A 25837-nucleotide genomic window follows, 5' to 3' on the forward strand; every position below is an offset into this window, starting at 1 on the left:
GTTGTTTAAATTTTTTGCGTAAATTCGATAAGTAATTACTTAATTTTCAACTTTATGAAAGCGAAGTTTAAACAAATCGTTCTGCTTTGTGCAACCTTAAGCTCGTTAAGCTGTGCAAGTTCAGAAATTGCAGATCGCCTCTATTTTGGGGGTTCCATTTTGACGATGGAAGATCAAAGGCCGGAAGTAGAAGCGCTCGCGACCAAAGGTGGAAAAATAATTTTTGCAGGTAATTTACGCGATGCACAAGAGTTTGTTGGGGAAGCGACCCAAGAGATCGACCTTAATGGGAAAACATTGCTTCCCGGTTTTATTGACGTCCATGGTCATATTACCTCCCGTGCAGGAATGGAGCAGGCGGTAGATCTTTCCCCCACGCCTTACGGATCAGTAAACAGTATTCCAGATCTACAGCGGGTAATTAAAGCTTATATCGATAAAAACGCCTTGACGGCCGGTATTCCTGTTTTGGGCAATGGCTACGATGATGCGATTATGGTGGAACATAGACATCCCACACGAACAGAATTGGACGCTATTAGTGCTACTATTCCCATAATTGTTATCCATACTTCCGGCCATGCCAGTGTTGCCAATAGTGCCATGCTTCGTTTGTTGGGAATTCCGGAGGATGTTAAGGATCCTGTGGGGGGGCATTACGGGCGTGATATGGTGACGAAAAAATTAAACGGTAAATTGGAAGAGAACGCTAGTTTCGATGCATTGGTTAAGCTGACAAACGCCTTACCGAAACCACCGGAGTCCGCTGATGGGCTCTCGTCGGATTTACGCGATTTTGTGAAAGCGCAAGACGAATGGATCCGTTATGGGCAAACCACGATTTGTGATGGACGTTCCATGGGGGTTGGATTGACCTTGTTACGGAAGGCCGCGGAGAAAAAATTATTGAAGGTCGATCTGGTCTATTTCCCGGATTTCGAAGCCAACAAAAAAGAGTGGGAGACATTTCTGCCACATTATATGAAGTATGAGAACCGGTTGAAGTTTGGTGGTTTTAAATTTTCGGACGATGGTTCCCCGCAAGGTAAAACGGCCTGGCTGACGGAGCCTTACTTCGTGCCGCCAGAAGGGCAAACGAAAGATTACAAAGGTTTTCCAATTTTTAGCGACAGCTTGCTTTACGAAGATTTAAAAATTGTCTTTTCGAAAGGTATTACTGCGCAATTACATGTAAATGGGGATGCTGCAATCGATCAGGCGTTGCGTGTTATCGGTCGGCTTAAGGCGGAAGGGGTGTATAAGCCAGCGTTGCGAGCGACCTTGATTCACGTTCAAAACAGCAGACCCGACCACATCGCTAAGATCAAGGAGATAGGTGTGATCCCGTCTTATTTTTCAGGACATGTGTATTTATGGGGTGATTGGCATTATCAAAGTGTTTTTGGACCGAAGAGAGCTGCTTTTATCAGTCCGGCACATGCCGCTAAAACAGCTGGTATTCCTTTTACGATCCATCACGATGCTCCGGTGACGCCACCTGATTTGTTAATGGGCGTTTATTCGGCAGTAAACAGGGTGACTCGTTCAGGAATGGTATTGGGACCCGATCAGCGGATATCGCCGTGGGAAGCGCTTCAAGCTATTACAATTCACGCAGCGCGACAGTATCAAGAAGAAGATAAAAAAGGTTCGCTAGCGGTGGGTAAATTAGCCGATCTTGTGGTGTTGAACGAAAACCCACTGAAGATAGATCCGCTAAAGATAAAGGACATAAAGGTAGAGCAGACGATAAAAGAGGGGGCTATTGTTTATCAAAGAAAAGATTAAACTCATGAAAAAGCTGGTTATTTTATTGTTGACTCTTGCTGCAGGGCAGCAGGGATTGGCACAAGGACATTACACCGGTTCTTCGTTTAATCCCAATGATTATTTTGCACCACATGCAGGACTTATTGTTCCGGTTTGGTATGGGTATGCCAATATGGATTATCACAATGCGCAGGGAAAAAAGTCCGATCAATTGATCAACCCAAAGCCCGGCAATCCTACATCGTTGGATATTACACAGAATGTGAAGACGCATTCTTTTATTCTGATGGCCATTTACGGAGGTAAAGGAAAGGTGCTGGGCGCAAACTGGGGCATGATGCTCATCCCGACGTTAAATAGTCCGACTGCAGGTATCGCTTTAGATTATTATTCACAGCAGACGGGAAGTGGTCGTTACCATTTTAAGAATAAAAGTATAGGTTTTGGGGATATGTATATCCAACCGGTTTGGCTTTCCTGGCAACAAGGGAATATGCAATATGCGGTAAATTATGGTGTTTGGGCACCTACCGGGCGCTACAAACCGAATGATTTGGATAATGGTGGGCATGGCTACTGGTCGCATAATATCAGGGCCGCATTGAAGTACAAACCAACACCGTCTATCAATATGAGTATAGCACCGACGTTAGAAATAAACCATTGGCAGAAGGATACGGACTTTAAGGAAGGTACGCATTTAACGGTAGATCTGGGTGGTTCCTATGTATGGAATAAACGTGGCGATGAGGTCGGTCTTTTCGGTCATTACACCAAACAGATTTCTGATGATAAAGGCGCTGGTGGTGGTAGTTTTGTTGCAGATCAGATGGCTGGAATCGGGGGCTTTATTTCGTACTGGGTGGTGCCACGCAAGGTGGGGTTGATGGGGCGTATTACGCAAAACTTTGCAACGGAAAATAGATTCGGCGGTTTGGCTATGCAAACAGGTGTTAATTTCTTGATTCCCACAGATAAACACTAAAGGAAAAGAAACTTTACTTTGTTAAAGATATTGGGTATCTTTGCATACCGAAAAATCGGGTGTCAAGTCTGGTAGCTATTTACAGCTTCGTTTGCTGGCGCGCTATACAGACTCTTATTTTATTTATAAACAAAAATCATATTCGTAGATGATTAACATTACACTACCTGACGGTTCAGTACGTCAGTATGAAAAAGGCACGACTGCTATGCAAGTTGCCTTATCTATTTCAGAAGGGTTAGCCAGAAATGTGTTGGCGGCCGAAGTCAATGGTGAAGTATGGGACGCCTCGCGTGCCATCGAGTCTGATGCAGCCGTTAAGCTGCTTACATGGAACGATACCAAAGGTAAATCTACATTCTGGCACTCCTCGGCTCACTTATTGGCTGAAGCTCTTGAGGCGTTGTACCCGGGGATTAAGTTCGGTATTGGACCCGCTATTGAAACCGGTTTTTATTACGACGTAGACTTTGGCGATCGGGAGTTCTCTTCGGATGATTTCAAGCAGATTGAAGATAAGATGCTGGAGTTGGCGAAGCAAAAAGAAGTTTTTGAACGCAAAGCTGTATCGAAGGCTGATGCTATTGCCTTCTTTGAAGAAAAGGGCGATGAGTACAAGTTGGATCTGATCAAAGACTTAGAAGATGGAAAGATTACGTTCTACACACAAGGAAACTTTACCGATCTTTGTCGTGGACCACATATTCCGAATACAGGCTCGATCAAGGCTATTAAATTAACAAATGTTGCGGGTGCTTACTGGAGAGGTGATGAAAGCCGTAAACAGTTGACACGTATATATGGCGTTACTTTCCCGAAAGCTTCCGAGCTGCAGGAATACCTGAAATTTATTGAGGAAGCGAAGAAACGTGACCACCGTAAATTAGGGAAAGAGTTGGAATTGTTTGCTTTTTCTGAAAAAGTAGGCGCGGGGTTACCTTTATGGTTGCCAAAAGGTGCGGCTCTTCGTCAGAAATTGATGGACTTTTTACAGCGTGCACAGATTAAAGCTGGATATGAACCGGTGGTAACGCCGCATATTGGACATAAACAATTGTATATCACTTCGGGGCACTACGAGAAGTATGGTGCTGATGCATTTCAGCCGATCCATACGCCTGTAGAAGGGGAGGAGTTCTTCTTGAAACCGATGAACTGTCCGCACCACTGTGAGATTTACAAAACAAAACCACGTTCATACAAAGAGCTGCCGGTGCGTTTTGCAGAATTTGGTACCGTATATCGTTACGAACAGTCGGGTGAGTTACATGGTTTAACACGCGTGCGTGGGTTTACACAAGATGACGCGCACTTGTTCTGCCGCCCGGATCAGGTGAAAGATGAATTCAAGAAAGTAATCGACCTGGTGCTTTATGTTTTCGGTGCTTTAGGCTTTGAAGATTTTACCGCACAGGTATCCTTGCGTGACCCGGAAAATAGAACCAAGTATATCGGAAGCGATGAAAACTGGGCATTGGCGGAGTCTGCAATTATTGAAGCTGCGGCAGAAAAGGGGTTACAGACGGTTGTCGAGTATGGCGAAGCTGCATTTTACGGGCCGAAACTTGATTTCATGGTGAAAGATGCCTTGGGACGTAGATGGCAGTTAGGTACTATTCAAGTCGATTACAACTTACCGGAGCGGTTTGAGTTGGAATATACAGGTAGTGATAACATGAAACATCGTCCCGTGATGATTCACCGGGCGCCGTTTGGTTCCTTAGAAAGATTTGTCGCTGTGTTGATTGAGCACTGTGCCGGACAGTTTCCGTTATGGCTTGCGCCAGAGCAGTTTATCGTCTTGCCAGTGTCAGAAAAATATGAAGAATATGCGAAAAATCTTTTGGAATCGTTAAATAATTCCGATATTCGCGGACTGATTGACCTTCGTGACGAGAAGGTGGGTCGTAAAATTCGTGACGCTGAGGTCAAAAAAATCCCTTATATGCTAATTATCGGGGAAAAAGAGATTGAAAGTGGCACAGTTTCTGTTCGTAAACACGGGTCTGTGGAATTGGGATCCATGACTGCAGACGATTTTAGAGAAGTATTAATTAAAGAAATAACCGTTTAATTTTTAAACATTTGGCATTAAAAAGATCGAGTGGTCCAAGACCACCAATGAGAAAGAAAGAACCAGATCATCGCATTAACGAACTTATTAGAGTACCAGAGGTACGTTTAGTAGGGGATAATGTAGAACAAGGCATCTACCCAACCCGTAAAGCGTTGGAGTTAGCTGACGCGTTGGACCTTGATTTAGTGGAGATTTCGCCAAATGCTGTTCCGCCGGTTTGTAAGATAACCGACTACAGTAAATTCGTTTACGAGCAAAAGAAGAAACAGAAAGAGATCAAGGCGAATGCAAAGCAAACTGTAATTAAAGAGATCCGTTTCGGGCCTAACACCAGCGATCACGATTTTGATTTCAAGCTGAAACATGCGATGAAATTCTTAGAAAGTGGAGAGAAGGTACGTGCATATGTACACTTCAAGGGTCGTGCTATCGTCTTTAAAGAACAAGGGGAGATCTTGTTACTACGTTTTGCGCAAGCATTAGAAGACTACGGTAAGGTGGAATTGTTTCCGAAATTGGAAGGTAAACGTATGTTTATTACCATCGCACCAAAAGCAGTGAAAAAATAGAGAATCTAACAGATTGATATAAAATTTAATAATTATGCCAAAAGTAAAAACCAATTCCAGCGCGAAAAAACGCTTTAAATTAACTGGAACAGGTAAAATTGCAAGAAAAAGTGCTTACAAAAGCCACATCTTGACGAAGAAAACTACAAAGCAAAAACGTAACTTAACTAAAACAAGTTATGTGCATGACGCAGATATGGGCAACGTTAAACGTATGCTTGCTATCGGCAAATAAGTTTTATTTCAATTTAATAAACAATAATTTTTTAACCGGGTATTAGGTCGTAAGCTTACTGAAATACGTAACACCTCATACCAAACTTAATTTTAATTACTATGCCACGTTCGGTTAACGCAGTAGCTTCTAGAAGAAGAAGAAAAAGAATCCTGAAATTAGCGAAAGGCTATTTCGGATCAAGAAGCAAAGTTTATACTATTGCTAAAAATACAGTAGAAAAAGGTTTACAGTACGCTTACCGCGACCGTAAAACCAAAAAACGCGAGTTTAGAGCTTTATGGATTCAACGTATTAATGCTGGAGCACGTCAACACGGAATTTCTTATTCTCAGTTGATTGGTAAATTAAACGCTAAAAACATCGGATTAAACCGTAAGGTATTAGCTGATTTAGCTTTAAATAACCCAGATGCTTTCAAAGCAGTAATTGACGCCGTAAAATAGAGTTTTAAACCCTTATCGATTTGTTAGAGATAAAAAGAGCCCATTGGGCTCTTTTTTGCTTTTATACCTGTGCCTGCAGGATATATTCGAATCTAGTATCTTCTTTCCTACCGCGGTTTAATCCCTTTTATCGCTGTTTTTTTAACTTATTTTAACAAAAATCTATTGTTACTCAAACAATATTTAATCTCAGTGGTTTATTGAATTGAGGTAAAGTAATTTAATTATAGTTTAACTATATAATATTGCTGTTATCATATAACTACTGATTAATTTAAATGTTCTGATAAATCCTGTAATCGCTTACGATGTTATGTATTTGCTTACAAATTCATTTTTTGGAAACATTATTAATTTATATTTAAATTTTTTAATATTTTTTGATTTTATTGTGCGCTTAATTTGTAAGTTTGATTTGAGATTTAGGGTTTTACCCCTTTTTATGAATGACCAATCCCAGAAGTTGAATAATTATTCTAGATTATTATGAGATTAAAATTAGTTACTTTTCAAAACGACAGCTTTGCCCGTAAAGCTTTGAACAGTTTCATTTTTTCATTGTTGTTTGTGCTACTGGCAGGTTTTTTTAATCCTGCGCAATCGCAGACTTTGAAAACAGACGATGATGTTCCCGCATTGGCAGTTTGTCACGACGCAGAGGTTTTTACGGTTCGTATTGCTAGCGGTGCTGCCGCTTGTCCCAATGGCCAACTGTCCTTTAAAATGCCTGCGGGTATTGAGTATGTCGTAGGTTCTGCGAAGGTCGCCGGTGTTCCGGTCCCGGAGAGTAATACGAGTGTCTCCGGAGCAACGATAAATGTAAATATTCCCGCCGGATCCAGCACCAACGAGATCCTGATCACCTACGAAGCGCGTGCGAAGTGCGATGCAGCAAGAACTGGAGGGAAAGAAGTGGATTATAGTCTGACGGGATGTGGAACCACACAAACCGGGAAAAGTAATGCGATTAATATTGAGTACGCTGTACTAAACGTGAATGTCGATCCGGCAATTTCGCAAGGTCTTATTGGAGATGTAATCGAACGGACGGTAACGGTTTCTAATACTGGTAACGGATCAATTACTGGTTTTACGGTTGCCGCAACCTATGGTGCAGGTCTAGAACGAGTGAGTGGTGGTGAAACAGGTGATTGGACATTTGATCCTGCCACAAACGAATATCGTTATTCGGGGACATTGTCGTCCGGATCCGGCGCTGGTTTTTCTACGATTTCATTTACAGAAAAGGTAAAGATTCTTTCTTGTGCGGATTTATCATCTTCGTACAAGGCTTTTTATGGTTGTGATACCGAGTGCGAGCAGAATGGACGTGTTGCCTCACCAACTATTGCAATCGACCAGAATAAGCGACCGGTAATCAATGTGACGGTTGTTACTAATCCCGTTATTACTTGTTTGAATGAGAAGTATTTGCATACCTGGAAAATCAAGAATAACGGAACTGCTATGGCTTCTAATGTACTCCTAAAAATAGGAACAAGTACAGCAGGTGGTTCCAGTTATATGGTTCCTGGTTCGTTTACCGTAGGAGGTATTGGCGTTTCTTCCATCATGAGTGATCCTATTTCGGCGGGTGATGGTGGTGTGTTTGGAACGACGGGGCAAAATAAAAATGCGGACATTGTTATCCCTACACTGGCTCCCGGAGAAGAGCTTACCATAACTTTTGAACAGTATTATGCAAAACCTTCTCCTACGGCAGATTGTAGTCAGATCCCATCAAGCTTTAGAACGGGTAATACCTTCTATGAAGGGGAGTATACCAACCTACAGGGATGTGATGAAGATGGTAATCCACCTGTGCATACCCTAACTCGCGTCGGTACAAAAGGTGAACTGACTTACGGTTCTTCTGGGGTAAATATTGGCGAAATTGATATTGTTTCCGGCGAAGATTATCAGGCGGATTATCGTATTGATGATTGGTTTGTGTCGAAGGAAGGGGTGGAAGCAGGAGCCTACTTTGAATATAAAATTACGTTGTCCCCTTCTTTAGCGGGTTCTTTTAACGCTAATGATATTAAATTCTTTAACGGTGTAACCTACCTACAGGCTGGGACTGATTTTCTAGTTTCAGGAAGTGGAAATACGTATACGGTTCGTATAAACTATGGTTCAGGTTTGTGGCCGACGGGACAGGATTTGAACTTTAGTGGACAGGGTTGGCGTTTACACTTCCCGTTAAGTGTGACCTGCCCAACGAATGAGGCCTATTATCAAGTGGCCGGTTCCTTAAGTAAAGGAGGAAGTTGTGCACAAGTGATACCATTCCGTTGCCAAACGGTATCGTTAAATGCACATTGTGGCGACCCGTGTGCAGCGGGCGGTTTAAGCAATGGCTTAGCCAAGCTTCAACGGGTTAGTTTAGGTTATAGAGATGCGGATAATGATGCGCGACCGGATAACGGCATTCAATTAACGCTAGATGATGATTTGAGTGATCTAGAAGTTCGTTCGTTTGTTGGTGGAGATACGCTTTTAATAAAACAAGAGGGAAGAGTGATCGGTGGAACGGCCAATCCTACTGGAAAGTGGGTAAATGGTTCATTCAAGGTGAATTTCCCTTCAGGACTTACAAGTCAGGAGATTGTAAATAGTGGTCAGGTGGTCGTAACACGTGGCGGGGTAACCTATGTCATATCGAATATTCCGGTGACTAAAACTGGAAACGACTATACGGTAAGTTTAGATATTAACGGATGGGGATCCGGAGTAACTGCCACGCCGGCGCTGCCTGCAGGATTCGCATTTGAAGACGGAGATGAGATCGTAAGCTCGCTACGGGTTCGAATCCAGACCTTATCGGCTTCCAGTGGACTCAAATCATTCCCAACAACCTATAGTTTAATACATAATGGTACGCCATACATTTGTGGCGGAGGGTATACCGCGACTGGTTACTATGGTCCTTTAAATTTAGCAACTGGACGTACAACAGATAAAGCCTTTAACATGACGGATTGTTCCTCTCAATTTGCTGGACCGGCATGGACAGGTTCCTTGGAGATTATGAACCGCTCTACACGTAATGCTTTATTTGTAAATGAATTTAGACAGTTTGCACATTTACGTAAAGTACGTTTTGATGTGCCTACAGGTTTGACATTAACGGGATACCGCGTGGAGGTTTATCGGAATGCACTAACGACTCCAATAACAGCGGATAGGGTGTTAGCAACTCCTGTTTCGGGTGCTATGCATGAAATTGATATGAAGGAGGTGTTGGAGTCATTGAAAGGAGGTACTAACGGAGGCGATCTGGATGAAGGGTTCTTAATTCAAGTGCGCCCGGTAGTAACAATAAATTGCAACGCCCTGAAGGAGGAATCGGTGGCTGCTACCTCGGTGTTTGATGGTACTTTCCGGTATAACAATCAAGACTACTATAACGCGACGAATGTCGAAACGATCGTGCAGCGTCTGCTGTTTAACACCGATAGTGGTAAGATGGAAATAAACGTTTCCGCTAAAGATGTGAATACACTGTCTGCTGAAGCGAACTGGATTGTTACAGTGAAGAACAATTCTGCAAATCGAGATTTTGCTAATGTATGGTTAGGAAAGTCTGGAGGAGCCCAATCCACGGATCTAGTGCGCGTACAGAAAATAGTTTCATTAACTGATACAACACATGTGGGCGCTCCGTTGCAACAAACTGGAGGCGTTTTCCAAATCGGCCAAGTGGCTAAAGAATCGACTAGTTATTATTTGATTACGGCTGAATTTGACCATTGTGGAAAAGGAGAAGTGGAAATTAAGTCGGGCGCCGATTGTAATGGCTATCCAGCGACAGTGGCTGGTGCCGCTTGTTCGTATAACCCGATTAAATTAACATATACACCACAGCAAGCTGAATTGCAAACGGCGATCAGAAAACAACCTGGAGGAACCACCTTCCCTAAGTTGTGTGAGCCTTTTGAATATCTTGTAGAGGTGAACAATGCCGGTGGGGAAGCAAAAGATCTAAAATTGAATGTTCCACTGGCTGCTCTTGCAGGTCTTGAATACGAACCGGGATCCGTTAAGGTTTCGGGAGCTTATGAGGATGAAGAGCTAAATCCTGTGATGACGCCATTGGCAGATCAAGGAAATATTATTGTGGATGGTACCGGATTGCACATTAACGTGCCGGAGGCTTCCTTACCTAAATTGGGTTCCGGGTCACGTTTCTATGTAAGCTTTATGGTGGTGGTTAAAACATGTGAATTCCAGAGCGGGCATCACTTGGAGATAACACCGGATGGTAAAAACTTCTGTGGTAGTGCTATTGATAAGGAGAATCTCGAAACGGCTGAGTCAAATAGAATTATTCTGGAAGGGGCACCAAAAGATGAGCCAACCATAAACTTGGTATCTACCGTGGATGTAGAAGTGAATCAAACCGGAGATGGCTTTGAAGCACTTTATAACTTTACGTTGAAAAATCAAGGTAACGGTATCTTTGAAGTTCCACTGACGGGTACATTAGCTAAATCTTTAGATGCGGGTTCATTTGTGTATAGTTTTGCAATCAAGCTTCCTGCAGGATGGGAGATTGCTGGTAACCCACAAGATTTGGTTCCGCTCACGGTGGCTACATTTAAAGGTATCGATCCACAGAAAGGATACTTGTTTGATATTAATGAAACGCTACCAGTTGGTGCAGAGATTAAAATTGAAAATGCAAAACTGGTTTATACAGCCAGCGATGCAGCGAGTTTAGACTGTGCACATGATTTTGGATTAATACATGAACAGATATTTACTGTATTTACGCCAACGTCTGCATGTGTGCCACCTGTAAATTGTGAGACCGAATTATTGACAACAGAAAATAATACGGCACTTAAATTGGGAACGCCGACGCCGCCGACAGGCAGTCTGAACCAAGAGTTCTGTGCGACGGATCTACCAACATTAGGCGATATCGTCTTAGCAAATGAAAGTTTCTTGGCTTGGTTTGAGTCAGCGACAAGTACCACAGAGTTGCCTGCAACTACGGTGCTGGAGGATGGTAAAACCTATTATGTTGCGAATAGATTACTTACAGGTTCTGTATGTATAAGTACCAGACTCGCGGTGACGATTAAAATCGATGAAGCGCCGGTCGCGAATGCTGGGCCTGATCAAATCAGTTACGATAGCGGTACGTTTACGCTTCAGGGAAATCAACCTGCAGCAGGGCAAACAGGTTTGTGGACTATTGTTTCAAAAACTGTGGATCCTGTTGTTATCGCTGACCCAAGCTTATACAATACAACCGTTACCATACCAGAAGGTGGGCAGGCCGAATTGAAATGGACCGTAACTAATGGTTTGTGTTCGGAAGAAGATTCTGTAATTATATCATTTGACAGGTTAGTTGATTTGTCTATTTCTAAAAAAGCAGATAAAATTTCGTATCTTGTCGGTGATCCGATTACGTATACAATTACGGTGACTAATAAAGGACCGGGAACATTATTTAGTGGTCAAGAATTGACCCTTACAGAAGCGTTGCCAGTTGGTTTAGCAAATGTAACATATACGACGTCGGGGGGAACCTATACGCCAACTACAAGCATCTTCAAATTGGATAGTGATTTGGTAAAAGATGGTACTGTAACACTTGTTGTGCATGCGTTAGTCGAACCTGATTTTGTGGGTACAAGTCTGGTAAATAAAGTGACGGTGGCACCTCCAACGGGCGTTGAGGATCCGAATCCAGATGATAATGATGACGAGGAAACGGTGACTGTTTCGCGTGAGGCTGATATTGCGGTGTCGAAAACGGCAGATAAAACGAATGTGATAGCAGGTACAGCACTTACTTATACGATTACGATCACCAATAACGGGGCTGCAACATTACTATCTGGAGAAGTATTGACGGTGAAAGAGACACTGCCAGTCGGGTTTGATGGCGCTGTGTTCACTGTATCGAGCGGAGCGTTTGTACCGGCAACAGGTAAATTGACGTTGACCGCACCAATGAAGAAAGGTGATAGTATCACCATGACGGTGAAAGGTACGGTCGCAGCAAACTTTACAGGAACCAGTCTGGTGAATAAAGTGGATGTTAGTGTTCCTCCTGGGGTTACGGATCCAAATCTGGATAATAATGATGATGATGAGACTACACTTGTTAATCGCAGTACCGATCTATCGGTAGAAAAAGTCGCTGATAAAACAAATGTTGTTGCTGGTGAGTTTATTACCTATACGATTAAGATTTCGAATCTTGGTGTAAGTGGACTTGTGAGTGGCGAAATAATTGGTGTCAAAGAGACCTTGCCGAAAGAATTGACGAATGTTACGTATGCCACAACGGATGGCGTGTATGACGCACAGAAGCAGCAATTGACTTTGAATAAAGCGCTTCCAGCAGGAGGTGTAGTGACACTAACCGTTAGCGGTAAAGTAGCTTCTTCAACGGCGCAGGGGGCAACGATTGTAAATAGAGTAGATGTGACAGTTCCGCCGGGCGTGACTGATCCAAATATTGACAATAACGACGATGATGAGAATACACCAGTAAATCGGGTGACGGATCTTGCAGTGGTGAAGGTGGTGGCCAACGATAAGCCAATTATGGGTACAGAGACCGTGTTTACGATCAAAGTCACGAATAATGGGCCGAGCGATGCGACAGGTGTGAAAGTTAAGGAAGTGATCCCGAGTGGATATACGTTCGTATCGTCTACGGTTTCAAAAGGTGCTTTTGCACAAGGAACTGGTGTATGGACGGTAGGAGATATGGTCGTCGGGGCGACAGAAACGTTAACCGTTACGGTGAAAGTGTTGGCGACAGGCGAATACAAGAACACCGCTAATGTGACAGGAAATGAGCCTGATCCGAAGCCGGAAAATGATTTGAGTGTAGTAACGCCTGTTCCGTTGGCATCGCCTCCGGTAGCGGTAGACGATCGGGAGACAACGAAAGCGAATACACCGATTGATATTGTTATCCTGGCAAATGACTATCCAGGGTTAACGAACAGTCCGCTCGTACCATCATCTGTAGAGATCATGAGCCAGCCGAAGCATGGAACATTAACGGTGCATGCAGATGGTACAGTGACCTACACGCCAAATCACGGATATGTAGGTGAGGATACGTTTGAATATCGTATGAAAGATGAGCTCGGTTTCTGGAGTAATGTGGCACTGGTAACAATTACCATCGAGGCCAACGACTTCTTTATCCCGAACATCTTTACACCGAACGGAGATGGTACCAATGATACGTTCGAGATTGTGGGAATTGAAGGATTCGACCGGGTGGCATTGACCATTGTGAATCGCTGGGGTAATGAGGTTTATCGCAACGATAAATATGATAATACCTGGGCAGGAAAAGGATTAAATGAGGGTACTTACTATTACATTATTACATTGTACAAAGCCGGAACAGAGAAAGTTGTGAAGGGCTGGGTTGCGATTAAGTCTAGATAATTTTTGAAATATGGCCTTTAAAAGACAAGATAAACATATGAAAAGTCAACGTTTAAAAGTTCTGTTTTGTTGTGCTGCAGCTCTTCTTATGGGGAAGAGCTACGCGCAGCAGAGTATCCAATTTACGCAATACATTTTCAATTCGATCAGTGTGAACCCAGCGTATACCGGATATAAAGAGGAGTGGTTCGGTCAAATGGCCCTTCGGAGTCAGTGGACGGGTTGGGATGGCGCACCTAAAACAGGGTCTGTGTCGATTGATGGGGTCGTTGATCCCGTAAATAAACGACATGGTGTTGGCTTGCAGGTTACGGCCGATAAGCTTGGTGCGCAGTCTGCTACATCTATCTACGCAAACTATGCGTTGCGGTTACAGCTCAACAGTGAAGATACAGAACGTCTAGCGCTAGGGGTTGCCGGCGGGTTTACCCAGTATGGGCTTGATGGGAATAAACTACAAGCTGTTGAAACGGGAGATGTTGTTATTCCTGCGGGTAAGATCACCAGTTGGCGCCCGGATATTCGATTGGGTGTGTACTACTACAATCCGAAGTGGTACGCGGGGGTATCTGTGCAGGATCTTTTCGCAAACTCAAGCAGCAATGATGAGTTTAGGTTTAATGAAAACTCATTGGAAAGCTTGTACCGGAATGTGAGTATGTATGTAATTGGGGGAGCATTATTTGAGCTGGATCGCGGAACACACTTCCGTCCAAGTATCTTGGTGAAGGATGACTTTAAAGGACCGACCTCATTGGATGTTAATGCGATGTTTATCTTCAATAACAAATTCTGGATCGGTGCCGGTTATCGGACGCGTGCACGTATCTTCAAGCGGGAGTATTTTGACCAGTCGCCGTTGAAATTGAGCGCAACGAATGCGATTACTGCGATTGCACAGTTCTATGCTACAGATCGTTTCCGTATCGGATATTCGTATGATATCATGCTAAACAGGATGCGTGGTTTACAGAATGGTAGCCATGAGGTAACATTAGGCGTTACTTTTGGAACCGTGAAGCAGCTGCTAAGTCCACGCTTTTTCTAATACTAATGTTGGATGAATATGAAAATCATGAATAAAAAAATAAAATCTACACTCGCTGCTTGCCTTTTAGGGGCTGTGCTACTGCCTTTGGGTGCCATGGCGCAAGAACAGCCGAGTGCGGGAACGAAAGCACAGCAATATTTGCAGCGGTATGAATTTGCAAATGCCGCGAAGGTATTAGAAAAAATTGCGGCAAAAAAGAACGCCCATACCTTGGACCTGGAGCACCTGGCAGAAAGTTATTTGTATCTCAATAATTATGATCTGGCCGAAAAATGGTATAGCCAGGTGGTGCAACGGTCAGATTATCAAAAGGAGTCGTTGTTGAACTATGCGGAAGCGCTGAAGCAAAATGGAAAATATCGCGAAGCGAAGGGGCAGTATGAACAATATGTCAGTAAGTTTGGTGCAGCACCGGAGGTGAGTTTAGCTATTGCCGGTACGGATTCGGCGGCCATATGGATGGAAAAACCTACGGCACATACGCTTCGTAACGAAGCAAATGTGAATACCGAACGTGCCGAATTTAGCGTTACACCGACGACTAGTTTTGGTATCCTATATACGGCAGAACCGGAATTGACGCGAACGGATAGAAGTGGGATGACTGGGGAGTCTTACCTAAAGGTGTTTTCGACAAAATTAGATCAAAATGCATTGGAGGCAGGAAGTGTTAAGCAGCTGAATTTTAATCATGCGCGCTACCACGTAGGCCCCATTGCATCGGATGCGAAAGAGGAGGTTCTGTATGTTACACGTACGCATCCAGGGACGGATGGCGAACGTTATCGATCCTACAATAAAAAGGTAAAGCGCAAGAATCTGGAACTAATCATCTATAGGAGCGTGAATGGCGTCTGGCGTGAAGAGGCTTTTCCATATAACAATATTAAAGCGTATTCTCTTGGACATGCTGCTTTGAGTGCTGATGAAAAAACATTGTATTATGCATCAGATATGCCAGGTGGACAAGGTGGTGTTGATATTTGGTACTCCGAGTTACAGAGCGATGGTTCGTGGGGAAAACCAATTAATGCGGGCACCACTATAAATTCGGCTGGTGATGAGATGTTTCCAACGGTAAATGGAGATGACTTCTATTATTCCAGTAATGGATTTGCGGGCATGGGTGGATTGGATATTTTCCATGCGAAAGGTTCGCGGTCGAATATGTCCAAACCGGTTAATATGCGCTACCCCGTAAATTCGGCAGCCGATGATTTTGCTTTTGTGATTACGACGAAGGGAGAGCGTGAATATGCGGGTTACTTATCTTCAAATCGAGTGGGAGGTCGAGGAAGTGATGATATTTATTCCTTTGGTTACGTAAAACCAAAAATTATCATTCTCTTGGAAGGTGTGACCATAAATAAGAAAACAAGAGCGTTGCTCCCAGGTGCAGATGTTACCATTTATAGCGTGGGCGGACAGCGTTTAGTGGGTAAAGTGTTGAGTGATGGTAAAGCAGAGTTTAAGGTGGATGCTGAGGAGAATGAAACCTATAAGATCAGTGCTTCAAAAACCGGCTTTTCGGATGATGCACTAAGTGTAGGACCAATCCGAGCAACCAAAGATACCATCATTAAAGTGACTTTGGCCTTAGAGCCTGATGAAGAGAAACCTCCATTTGTGGTTGGGGATCGTTTTGTGTTAGAAAATATTTTCTATGATTTTGATAAGCACAATATTCGTCCGGACGCGGCTAAAGTGTTGGATGAACTGGTTGCGACCATGAAGGAACACCCGACATTGAAGATCGAATTATCAAGTCATACGGATAGTCGTGGTAACGACGCATATAACAAAGCGTTATCACAACGAAGAGCACAAGCAGCGGTCAATTACATTGTGAGCCATGGTATTAGTAAGGATAGGTTGGTGGCGAAGGGATATGGGGAGACTAGGCTGGTTAATAGATGTAGTAATGGGGTGAAGTGTTCGGATGATGAGCATCAAGCGAACCGCCGTACAGAGGTTGAGGTTTTAGCCTACTAAAAATATAAACTACGAACTACCAACTACGAACCATAAAAAAGAGCGGTCTCCACGGACCGCTCTTTTTTTATAGCTTACTTTCTTTTTTGACTTTCCGTGTTACTACGGTCGGTTTTGAAGCTTGTTTCACTGCATGTTGTCCCTCCAGATATTTAATAATCTCCACGGCAATGTCTTTTCCTGTAGCTGTTTCGATTCCCTCCAGACCCGGTGAGGAGTTTACTTCAAGTATTAATGGTCCACGCGCAGAAGGCAACATATCTACGCCCGCAACGGTTAGGCCCATTGCTTTTGCCGCAGAAATGGCACTTTCCTTTTCTGCACGAGTAAGCTTGACGATCTCAGCACTGCCTCCACGGTGCAGGTTTGAGCGAAATTCACCTTCTTTTGCTGTACGTTTCATTGCGCCGACTACTTTTCCGTCTACTACAAAAGCGCGAATGTCTGTACCTTTTGCTTCTTTGATATATTCTTGGATTAGGATGTTGTTTCCTAAGCCGTAAAAAGCTTCAATTACAGAAGAGGCTGCTTTCTTCGTTTCAGCAAGTACCACCCCAATGCCTTGCGTTCCTTCCAAAAGCTTGATAACCAAAGGAGCGCCCCCCACCATGCTGATGAGGTCATCCACATCGGAAACAGAGCGTGCAAAGCCCGTGATTGGAAGGCCTAAGCCGGCTCCCGATAAGATTTGCATGCAACGCAGTTTATCGCGTGATCGCGTGATCGCTTGGCTCGGATTTGCGGAGACCACGTTCATCACCTCAAACTGACGTACAATAGCAGAGCCATAGAACGTTAATGAGGAGCCAATACGTGGGATAATGGCATCGATATGTGATAAATCTTGCCCCTTGAAATGAATAGTCGGTTTACCTTGTTGGATGCCAACATAGCATTTACTATGGTCTATAACCTGACAGTTGTGCCCTCTCGAAACAGCAGCTTCAACAAGGCGTTTAGTGGAATAGAGATTTCTATTCGTTGATAATACAGCAATATTCACGGAATATTTTGTTTACAGTAGTTTACAATTGAAGGTGTGGAATAGAGACCTAGCTTTTCCCTCTCGCTAAGTTCTTCTTGGATACATCAACCAAGAACTTTCTACTTATGAAGTTTCTTCCTAAGAGCATGGGGAAGGACATTGCTGAACGATCCCGAACCGACAGTTTTATGTCGTACATGCGATCAAATAATTTTATTTTTGTTAAAAAGATATACCTAGTTTCTGCTTGTCCAAATGAGCTTTTGATAATACGTTCACGATGTATGGGAAAAACATATTCCATAGCCTCAGTGCCTTCTTTTTCGGGATGGGCATTAATATAACAACGTATATACCGATGCCCTTTCTCTTCGAAGACCTCATAATCTTCACAATGCAGTACCGATGTCTCTGCTCCAGTATCCACCTTCGCATATATATTATACAGCCCTAATTCTGGTAAATCTACCATCTCAAGACGGCCAATAACAAGTTTTTCTATCGGTGTTTTAACCATTTATTCGTAAATAAACTCTCCATGTGGAGAACGTATTGTTACTTTTTTCTGTTCAGCAGCTTCTACACGACCGATTATTTGTGCAGGAATGCCAAAGCTAGTTGAGATTGCGATAATATCTTGTGCAATTTCTTCCGGAACGTAGAGCTCCATGCGGTGGCCCATGTTGAATACTTTGTACATCTCTTCCCAAGCTGTGTTGGATTGTTTCTGGATCAGGTCAAAGAGAGGAGGTGTAGCAAAGAGATTGTCCTTGATCACATGTACATTATCGACAAAGTGCAATACTTTCGTTTGTGCGCCACCAGAACAATGTACCATACCATCAATCTGTGAACGGTATTTATCTAAAATAGATTTAATTACTGGAGCATAAGTACGCGTTGGTGATAAAACCAGTTTGCCTGCCGTAATCTTCTTGCCCGACTCCACTTCGATTAGGTCTGTTAAATTGCAGCCCCCAGAGAAAACAAGGTCGTAAGGCACGGCTGGATCATATGTTTCCGGATATTTTTCCGCTAAGCTTTTGTTAAAGACATCATGGCGTGCTGAAGTTAGGCCGTTAGAGCCCATACCGCCATTATATTCTTTTTCATAAGTTGCCTGTCCGTAAGAAGCGAGGCCGACAATTACATTTCCACCCTTAATTTTGTGATTGGAGATCACATCTTCACGTTTCATACGGCATGTAACTGTACTGTCTACAATAATTGTACGAACTAAGTCGCCTACATCAGCCGTTTCACCACCTGTGGAATGAATGCCAATACCTAAGGCACGTAGTTCACTTAAAATATCCTCTGTACCATTAATGATTTCGGCAATTACCTCACCAGGGATTACATTTTTATTTCGGCCAATTGTAGAGGATAACAAAATATTGTCAAGTGCACCTACACATAACAGATCGTCAAGATTCATGATAATGGCGTCCTGCGCGATACCGCGCCACACCGAAATGTCACCTGTTTCTTTCCAATAGGCATATGCTAAAGAAGATTTTGTGCCCGCGCCATCGGCATGCATGATATTGCACCATGCTTCATCATTACCCAAAATATCGGGTACGATTTTGCAGAAAGCTTTTGGAAACAATCCTTTATCAATATTTTTGATAGCATTGTGTACATCCTCTTTCCCAGCGGATACACCTCGTTGGTTGTATTTTAAATCTGACATCTCGTTGCAAAAATAATAAACCCAATGATATTACTATAATCCTAACGTAACAAATAAGTGAAAAGGTAATTATCGGCTTTTTCTATTTTGTGGAATATAAGGGTGGATTATATAAAGTAGGTAGGAACTTCTGCATTATTCTATTAATTTTATTTACTTTGCAGTGTTGTTTTGATAAGAAAATAAAAGAATATGATTATACAACCACGCGTAAGAGGTTTTATCTGTTTGACGTCGCACCCTGAAGGGACGGCGCAACATGTTAAGGAGCAGATAGACTATGTAAAGTCTAAGGGAGAGATCAAGGACGGTCCGAAGAAAGTTTTGGTAATTGGGGCTTCTACAGGTTTTGGATTAGCATCACGTATTACAGCTGCATTTGGTTCACAAGCTGCAACTGTAGGGGTGTTTTTTGAAAAACCTGCCGCACCAGGTAAACCGGGAACAGCAGGCTGGTACAACTCTGCTGCTTTTGAAAAAGAAGCACATGCAGCTGGTTTGTATGCTAAAAGTATTAATGGTGACGCATTCTCTGACGAGATTAAAAAACAAACTATTGATTTGATTAAAAGCGATTTAGGTCAAGTTGATTTAGTGGTTTATTCGTTGGCATCTCCAAGACGTACACATCCTAAGACAGGTGTGGCGCACGCGTCTGTTTTGAAGCCTATCAGCCAGCCTTTTACGGATAAAACGGTTGATTTTCATACCGGTGTAGTATCTGATATTACGATTCAACCTGTTGAAAATCCAGAAGATATCGAAAATACGGTTGCCGTAATGGGGGGTGAAGATTGGAAATTCTGGATCGAAGAGTTGAAAGCAGCTGGCGTCCTTGCAGAAGGTGTGAAAACTGTAGCGTACTCGTATATCGGCCCTGAATTGACATATCCAATTTATAGAAATGGAACAATTGGTCGTGCAAAAGATGATTTAGAAGGTACGGTACCTGTACTTAATGCATTGTTAAGCGATTTAGGAGGGGTGAGCTACGTTTCTGTAAACAAAGCTTTAGTTACACAATCTAGTTCTGCAATTCCTGTGGTGCCTCTATACATTTCATTGCTTTATAAAGTGATGAAGGAAAAAGGAATCCATGAAGGTACCATTGAGCAGATGCAACGTCTTTTTGCAGAACGTTTATACGCCAATGCTGATCTACAGTTGGACGATAAGGGTAGAATCCGTGTCGACGATTTAGAGATGCGCGAAGATGTACAGGCAGAGGTAGCAGCGTTATGGGAAAAAATCACTACAGAGAACTTAGAAGAAATTTCAGATATCGAAGGCTATAGAAATGATTTCTTCCACCTGTTTGGATTTAATTTCGATACCGTTAATTACGAAGCTGATAGCAACGAATTAGTAGATATACCAAGTATCAACTAACACAGCAGGTACGAACAAAATAATTGGGATGCCCCCAAAAGTATACATACTTTTTGGGGCATTTTATTTTTAAAATCATTTTATTTGGATTAAATCTTGATAAGGATTATATTTGCTCATCAAATAGCAATTGCAGAGGTATGATTTGTCCATTAGCAGAGGTAGAAGAGGTTTTTAAAGAGTCGTTTGGCGCTGTATATCAGTGTAGCCGTAAGAATTGCTACTGGTTGGAGTTTAAGGACACGACGACGGCGTTCAAGATCTCCGATTTCTTTTTGTTCAAGAAAACCATTGATGCGATTGATATTGAAAAGATGTTGTCTGACACTTCCCGTACTGCAGACTTCGAACTAGTGATGCCACATCGTACTGATCGCTGCTTTATCTTATCTGCACAAGATGTTTTGAACCTAAGAGAGGTTCTTGCTGGTGCTAAATTTATGATTGAACTCAACAGCGAGGTGAAGCGCATACTGCGCAAAGAGGCCGTGCTCGCTTCCTTTTAATTGTATTGATTCTAAACAACTTATCGTTTATTCGTCTAATTTAGACTGAATTTGTATTGCTTTTTTTTTATTGCTTTCAGGTTGTTCTGTTTTATCTTTGTATTAGTTAATACGAGGAAAGTATTAACATAAAGACAAGACGAGTAACAACTATAGATATGAAAGATTTATTGAAATTAAAAACTTCTCTAGCAGAAGACATCGAAAATATATTAAACGCACAAGTTAAAATCGAAGCACATGCATCTGCATTGTACTTAGCGATGTCATCATGGTGTGATGATCAAGGTTTAGACAATTCCGCTGACTTTTTCGCAAAACAAGCGAATGAAGAACGTGAGCATATGTTGAAATTATTTAACTACATCAATAACCGCGGTGGTCGTGCTATCTCTCCAGAGGTAACAAATATCCCTACAGATTTTGATTCTTTCCGTGGTGTGTTTGAACAGACATTATTACAAGAAATGTTCGTTACAGAGCAATTCAATAATATTGCGGACAAATGTATGAAAGCAAAAGACTATGTAACTTTTAACTTTGTACAATGGTTCTTAGCAGAACAAGTAGAAGAGGAGTATGTAGCACGTCGCATTCTGGAATTGTTCGATGTTATTGGTGAAGAAGGTACGGGACGTTGGGAGATCGATAAACACTTAGTGAAAGTGACATTCAGCGGTCAAGAATAATCAAATTTTCCCATAAAGAAGAAAACGGGTTGTTTCAATTGAAGCAGCCCGTTTTTGTATATACGAAAATCTTGTTTTTTCCGTTCTTACTGTAACTTCAAGTAAGTTTTATCCTGATATTTAGGAGAATTTATAGATGTTTTGTGTATAGATAAAATATGTTTTTGAAGAGGTTTTTTTGTATATTGACCTCCACGGAGTAAAGACCTTTTTTTGTGCAGAAAAATAAGTATCTGATATATTTACTATTAACCAGTTGCATGATGGTTTTAAGTTTTGGAACGCTTTATGGGCAGTCCAATTTGAAACAAATCTATGGATATGTCGTTGATACTGCGGGCGTCAACCTGAAAGGGGTGACCGTTCGAATGACGAGTACAAGCGATACGGCCGTTGTTACCAGCTCTTCTTCCGGTTATTACAGTTTTAAGAATGTAAAAGGAGCCAATATTCGGGTATCCTACAGTATGTTAGGTCATAAGATTGTATCGAAAAGTGTGTCCTTTGCAGAAAATGCCACCTCGCTACTGATTCCCAATGTGATACTGGAACCCCAAAACTCTTTTATCGAGGATGTCTATGTTGTGAAAACTATCCCTGTCGTTTACACGGATGATACGATACATTACAACATGGATGCCTTCAAGTTTCGACAGAATTCCCTCCTTGAAGAAGCCTTGAAGCAACTCCCCGGGATTCAGGTGTCGCGGGATGGTACAGTGTATGCACAGGGAAAAGCCATATCTTCGGTGCAGGTAGATGGAAAAAAATTCTTTGATGGCGATGTTCTGACGGCAACTCGAAATCTGCCGGCTGATTTTATCTATAAGATTCAGGTCATTAACTATTATGGCGATTTTGCTAAGGATCGCGGCATCCGGAATGAAGAGCCAGAGAAGATTATAAATATTGTGCTGAAGGATGATAGCAAGCGTATCTCTTTTGGGCAGGTTACCGCCGGAGGAGGGACTCGGGATCGCTTTTTGGGCAGTATGGGTATAAACCGGTTTAATGATGGACAGGAAGTTTCAATCTTAGGCTCGGTCAACAATACGAATACGAGTCTCTTTTCATTTGGTTCACCTAGCGGAGGTGGAGAGCGTGAAAAGACGTTGGTAGATGTGATCGATTTTGTTGACCCCACGGATGGATTGAATACCGTGAAGTCTCTTGGTTTTAATTATTCAGATCAGATAACACCCCGAACACAGTTTAATACAAGTTATAGCTATACGCGAAAGGAAAATGTAACGCAGGGGAATTCAATCTTACGCTCCAATTATATGTGGAATGTTATTCAGAACTCGGAATCTTATCAAACCAACAGTGATGATAACTTTCACAAGATGACGGCGGAGTTCAAGCATCGCTTTAAGAATAACGATGTCTTAGAGATTAAGCCTGTTTTTTCATACAACCGCGTATATCTTGGAAATAGTAAAGATCGCCTGATCAATAACAAGCGGGTATCAACAGTGGGTACCTATCGGGATACTTCATTGAATAAAAACCCGAACCTCAATGTGGATCTCGTGTATTCCAAGGCCTTTAAAAAGCAAGGCCGAAAGTTGTTGGGCAGTGTCGTGTTAAATTTCAATAGCCATGATAAGTTCGAGGATGTACAGGACCGCTATGTACTGATCGATTCGTCTACGGCGACACCAAAGTTTACACGTGTAGAGCAAGAGCTTTATGTGCGTCAGAATAACGGAACCGACGGTGTTAAAGCGTCGATCTCTTATGTAGAGCCATTTTCTCCTTACAGTCTCTTAGAAATTGTTTACGACTATGAGCTGACCAATATGCGGACGTTGAGACGAGTGGAAGATAAGTTGAAGAGTGCGGAGAAAGGAAGTCTTTATTATGTCGATTCGTTAGCCGTTCATTATGACTACCGGTTTATGAGTAGCCGTGCCGGGTTAAACTACCAGTACACCCCCAACAAGATGTTTCGTGCAAATATAGGCTTTGCCGTACAGCCCCTGGTTTTAAGCGGTAACTTGCCGAGGGAGGATTTGTATTATGAATATGCTAATGTAAACTTGGTGCCCACAGCAGGCTTTAAATGGCGGTTGAATGACGAAGTAGATTGGAGTGTCGATTATATCGGTAAAAATAATCAACCTAATTTTTTGCATATTATTCCTATTACCGATAACACCAATCTGCAGCATATCATTGTTGGAAATCCAGAATTAAAAGCAGAGTTTGCCAATCGTATTTCGACAATGTTGCGTAAATTTATTACCGCAAAGGGGCAGTATTTTGAAACCAATTTTGCGTATAATTTTATTCTGAATAAAATCGTATCCGATAAAAAAGCTCTTGCTAATTCGACCATCCAACAAACCACATTTAAGAACACAGATGGTTATTATGATCTGAAGTGGTACTTCTTGTTCAACACGCCTTTGTTTAGTGAGAATTTACAGTTAGATGTGGTTGGGAATACAGACTATTACAACAATTTGGCTTTTGTAAATGATACCCGTAATCTAACCAAACAATTTATCTATTCGCAATCCATGCAATTGCGTTATTCGTGGAGTGACTATTTTGAGTCGGTTTTCAATGCAAATTATATGTTGAACAATGCGACCTATACCTGGCCGTACCGGACAAAGATTACCGCGCAGAGCTTGCTTCTCGGAGCGGCAACGAAGGGGTATCTCAATGATTATATCACGCTGGGTGCCGAAATGTCGCAACGCTTCAATGAAGGATATGAAAGTAGCTTCATGAATAATAACCCGACGATTATCAATGCCTATATTGAGTTTTCATTTATGAAAAATAGATTGGCTCTGTTACGTTTTCAGGGATACGATTTATTGGATCAGAATAAAAATATGGGTACCTACAGCGAGTATATCGGGAATGACTTGTATGAAGCACGAAACAATCGTTTAGGGCGGTACTTTATGGTCAGTCTTAACTTACGTTTGCAGAAGTATCCTAAAAAGAAGTAATATGAAAGCAGTTGTGATTACCGAGTTTGGTGGCCCCGAGGTTCTTATGGTGCAGGAGCGCGAGCGTCCAACAATAGGGCCGGAGGAGGTGCTTATTGCAGTAAAAGCCGCCGGAATTAATAGACCAGATCACTTTCAACGCAAAGGAAATTATCCGGCGCCAGCAGGTGTCGTAGCCGATATTCCGGGGCTTGAGGTGGCCGGTATCGTTGAGGAAGTGGGAAGCGCCGTAACGCGATGGAAGGTGGGCGATCAGGTATGCAGCTTAGTGGCGGGCGGTGGCTATGCAGCGTATGTCGCTGTCCATGCTGCTATGTGTTTGCCGATTCCGGTTGGACTTTCTTTTGCGGAAGCGGCAATACTCCCCGAAACGATTTATACCGTTTGGGATAATCTCTTTCGAAGGGGGCAGTTGGTCGCTGGCGAAGGGGTATTGATACATGGCGGCTCGGGAGGCATAGGATCGACTGCGATTCAGTTGGCGAAGGCTTTTGGCGCACGGGTTTTTACCACGGTTGGCGACGCTGTAAAAGGTGCATATTGCGAAAAGTTGGGGGCAGATGTGGTTGTTCCATATAAGGAACAAGACTTTGCAGCGGTATTGAAGGAGGAACGGGTGGACGTAGTTTTGGATAGTATTGGTGGTTCGTATTTTAGCAAGCATATCGATATGCTGGCACCGGATGGACGTTTGATACATGTCAATGCTGTTGGCGGTGTAAAGGTTGAGCTTCATATCTTGAAAATGATGCAAAAGCGCTTGTTGCTTACCGGTAGTACACTGCGTGCACGAGACCTTTCTTTTAAAATAGAACTCACCCAGGCGGTCTATGACCATGTATGGTCTTTAATTGGGCAAAAATTTCGTCCACAATTATATAAAACATTTCCATTGGAGGATGCCGCTAAGGCGCATGAATTACTTGAATCTGGTGATTTCCTTGGTAAGCTAGCTTTAGTTGTTTAGGGAGCTAAATACTTTTAGCAGCGTAATTATGTCGTTTTTTATTTATCTTGCCAAAATAAACATTAAACCTACTGTTT

At 42.6% G+C, this 25837-nt stretch carries 17 protein-coding genes; 14 read left to right on the forward strand and 3 right to left on the reverse strand.

Features of this window, described 5'->3' with window-relative positions:
• The first annotated feature begins 54 nt into the window (after positions 1-54).
• From B9Y69_RS01605 to B9Y69_RS01645, 9 genes are all read left to right on the forward strand, one after another.
• On the forward strand, positions 55-1788 hold the full coding sequence (locus B9Y69_RS01605; protein ID WP_085471256.1) for an amidohydrolase: 1734 nt from the start codon (positions 55-57) through the stop codon (positions 1786-1788).
• Between the two features lie 4 nt (positions 1789-1792).
• A complete protein-coding gene (locus B9Y69_RS01610) occupies positions 1793-2755 on the forward strand; it encodes a SphA family protein (RefSeq protein ID WP_085471257.1) in 963 nt (320 codons plus the stop codon).
• A gap of 148 nt (positions 2756-2903) precedes the next feature.
• Complete coding sequence (thrS, locus tag B9Y69_RS01615) at positions 2904-4829, forward strand: threonine--tRNA ligase (protein ID WP_085471258.1); 1926 nt, start codon at positions 2904-2906, stop codon at positions 4827-4829.
• 47 nt (positions 4830-4876) lie between these two features.
• Complete coding sequence (infC, locus tag B9Y69_RS01620) at positions 4877-5401, forward strand: translation initiation factor IF-3 (RefSeq protein WP_085471259.1); 525 nt, start codon at positions 4877-4879, stop codon at positions 5399-5401.
• A 34-nt stretch (positions 5402-5435) separates the two neighbouring features.
• Positions 5436-5636 carry a 50S ribosomal protein L35 gene (rpmI, locus tag B9Y69_RS01625; protein ID WP_085471260.1) on the forward strand — a complete coding sequence of 67 codons (201 nt, stop codon included), beginning with the start codon at positions 5436-5438 and terminating at the stop codon, positions 5634-5636.
• Between the two features lie 101 nt (positions 5637-5737).
• Positions 5738-6082 carry a 50S ribosomal protein L20 gene (rplT, locus tag B9Y69_RS01630; protein ID WP_085471261.1) on the forward strand — a complete coding sequence of 115 codons (345 nt, stop codon included), beginning with the start codon at positions 5738-5740 and terminating at the stop codon, positions 6080-6082.
• Between the two features lie 486 nt (positions 6083-6568).
• On the forward strand, positions 6569-13516 hold the full coding sequence (locus B9Y69_RS01635; RefSeq protein ID WP_085471262.1) for a T9SS type B sorting domain-containing protein: 6948 nt from the start codon (positions 6569-6571) through the stop codon (positions 13514-13516).
• 37 nt (positions 13517-13553) lie between these two features.
• On the forward strand, positions 13554-14564 hold the full coding sequence (locus B9Y69_RS01640; protein WP_085471960.1) for a PorP/SprF family type IX secretion system membrane protein: 1011 nt from the start codon (positions 13554-13556) through the stop codon (positions 14562-14564).
• A gap of 27 nt (positions 14565-14591) precedes the next feature.
• Entirely contained in the window at positions 14592-16559 is a 1968-nt protein-coding gene (locus tag B9Y69_RS01645) for an OmpA family protein (RefSeq protein WP_234991043.1), read from the forward strand.
• 67 nt (positions 16560-16626) lie between these two features.
• Here B9Y69_RS01645 and rimK read toward each other — a convergent pair whose 3' ends face one another.
• Genes rimK through B9Y69_RS01660 form a run of 3 tightly spaced genes read right to left on the reverse strand, consistent with a single transcriptional unit; the run spans position 16627 to position 19240 of the window.
• Complete coding sequence (gene rimK, locus B9Y69_RS01650) at positions 16627-17562, reverse strand: 30S ribosomal protein S6--L-glutamate ligase (RefSeq protein WP_085471263.1); 936 nt, start codon at positions 17560-17562, stop codon at positions 16627-16629.
• A gap of 49 nt (positions 17563-17611) precedes the next feature.
• Positions 17612-18061, reverse strand: a complete 450-nt coding sequence (locus B9Y69_RS01655) for an ATP-dependent zinc protease family protein (protein WP_085471264.1) — start codon at positions 18059-18061, stop codon at positions 17612-17614.
• Complete coding sequence (locus B9Y69_RS01660) at positions 18062-19240, reverse strand: AIR synthase related protein (protein WP_085471265.1); 1179 nt, start codon at positions 19238-19240, stop codon at positions 18062-18064.
• A 192-nt stretch (positions 19241-19432) separates the two neighbouring features.
• Between B9Y69_RS01660 and fabV the strand changes: the two genes are divergently transcribed.
• From fabV to B9Y69_RS01685, 5 genes are all read left to right on the forward strand, one after another.
• Complete coding sequence (fabV, locus tag B9Y69_RS01665) at positions 19433-20629, forward strand: enoyl-ACP reductase FabV (protein WP_085471266.1); 1197 nt, start codon at positions 19433-19435, stop codon at positions 20627-20629.
• A 140-nt stretch (positions 20630-20769) separates the two neighbouring features.
• The gene (locus B9Y69_RS01670; RefSeq protein ID WP_085471267.1) at positions 20770-21135 is read left to right on the forward strand and encodes a hypothetical protein; all 366 of its coding nucleotides are present in this window, start codon (positions 20770-20772) and stop codon (positions 21133-21135) included.
• Between the two features lie 158 nt (positions 21136-21293).
• Complete coding sequence (locus tag B9Y69_RS01675) at positions 21294-21824, forward strand: ferritin (protein ID WP_085471268.1); 531 nt, start codon at positions 21294-21296, stop codon at positions 21822-21824.
• 260 nt (positions 21825-22084) lie between these two features.
• On the forward strand, positions 22085-24793 hold the full coding sequence (locus B9Y69_RS01680) for a carboxypeptidase regulatory-like domain-containing protein (protein ID WP_234991045.1): 2709 nt from the start codon (positions 22085-22087) through the stop codon (positions 24791-24793).
• A 1-nt stretch (position 24794) separates the two neighbouring features.
• Complete coding sequence (locus B9Y69_RS01685) at positions 24795-25760, forward strand: NAD(P)H-quinone oxidoreductase (RefSeq protein ID WP_085471269.1); 966 nt, start codon at positions 24795-24797, stop codon at positions 25758-25760.
• Positions 25761-25837 lie beyond the last annotated feature (77 nt).

The organism is Sphingobacterium psychroaquaticum, assembly GCF_900177625.1.
Taxonomy (GTDB): Bacteria; Bacteroidota; Bacteroidia; order Sphingobacteriales; family Sphingobacteriaceae; genus Sphingobacterium; species Sphingobacterium psychroaquaticum.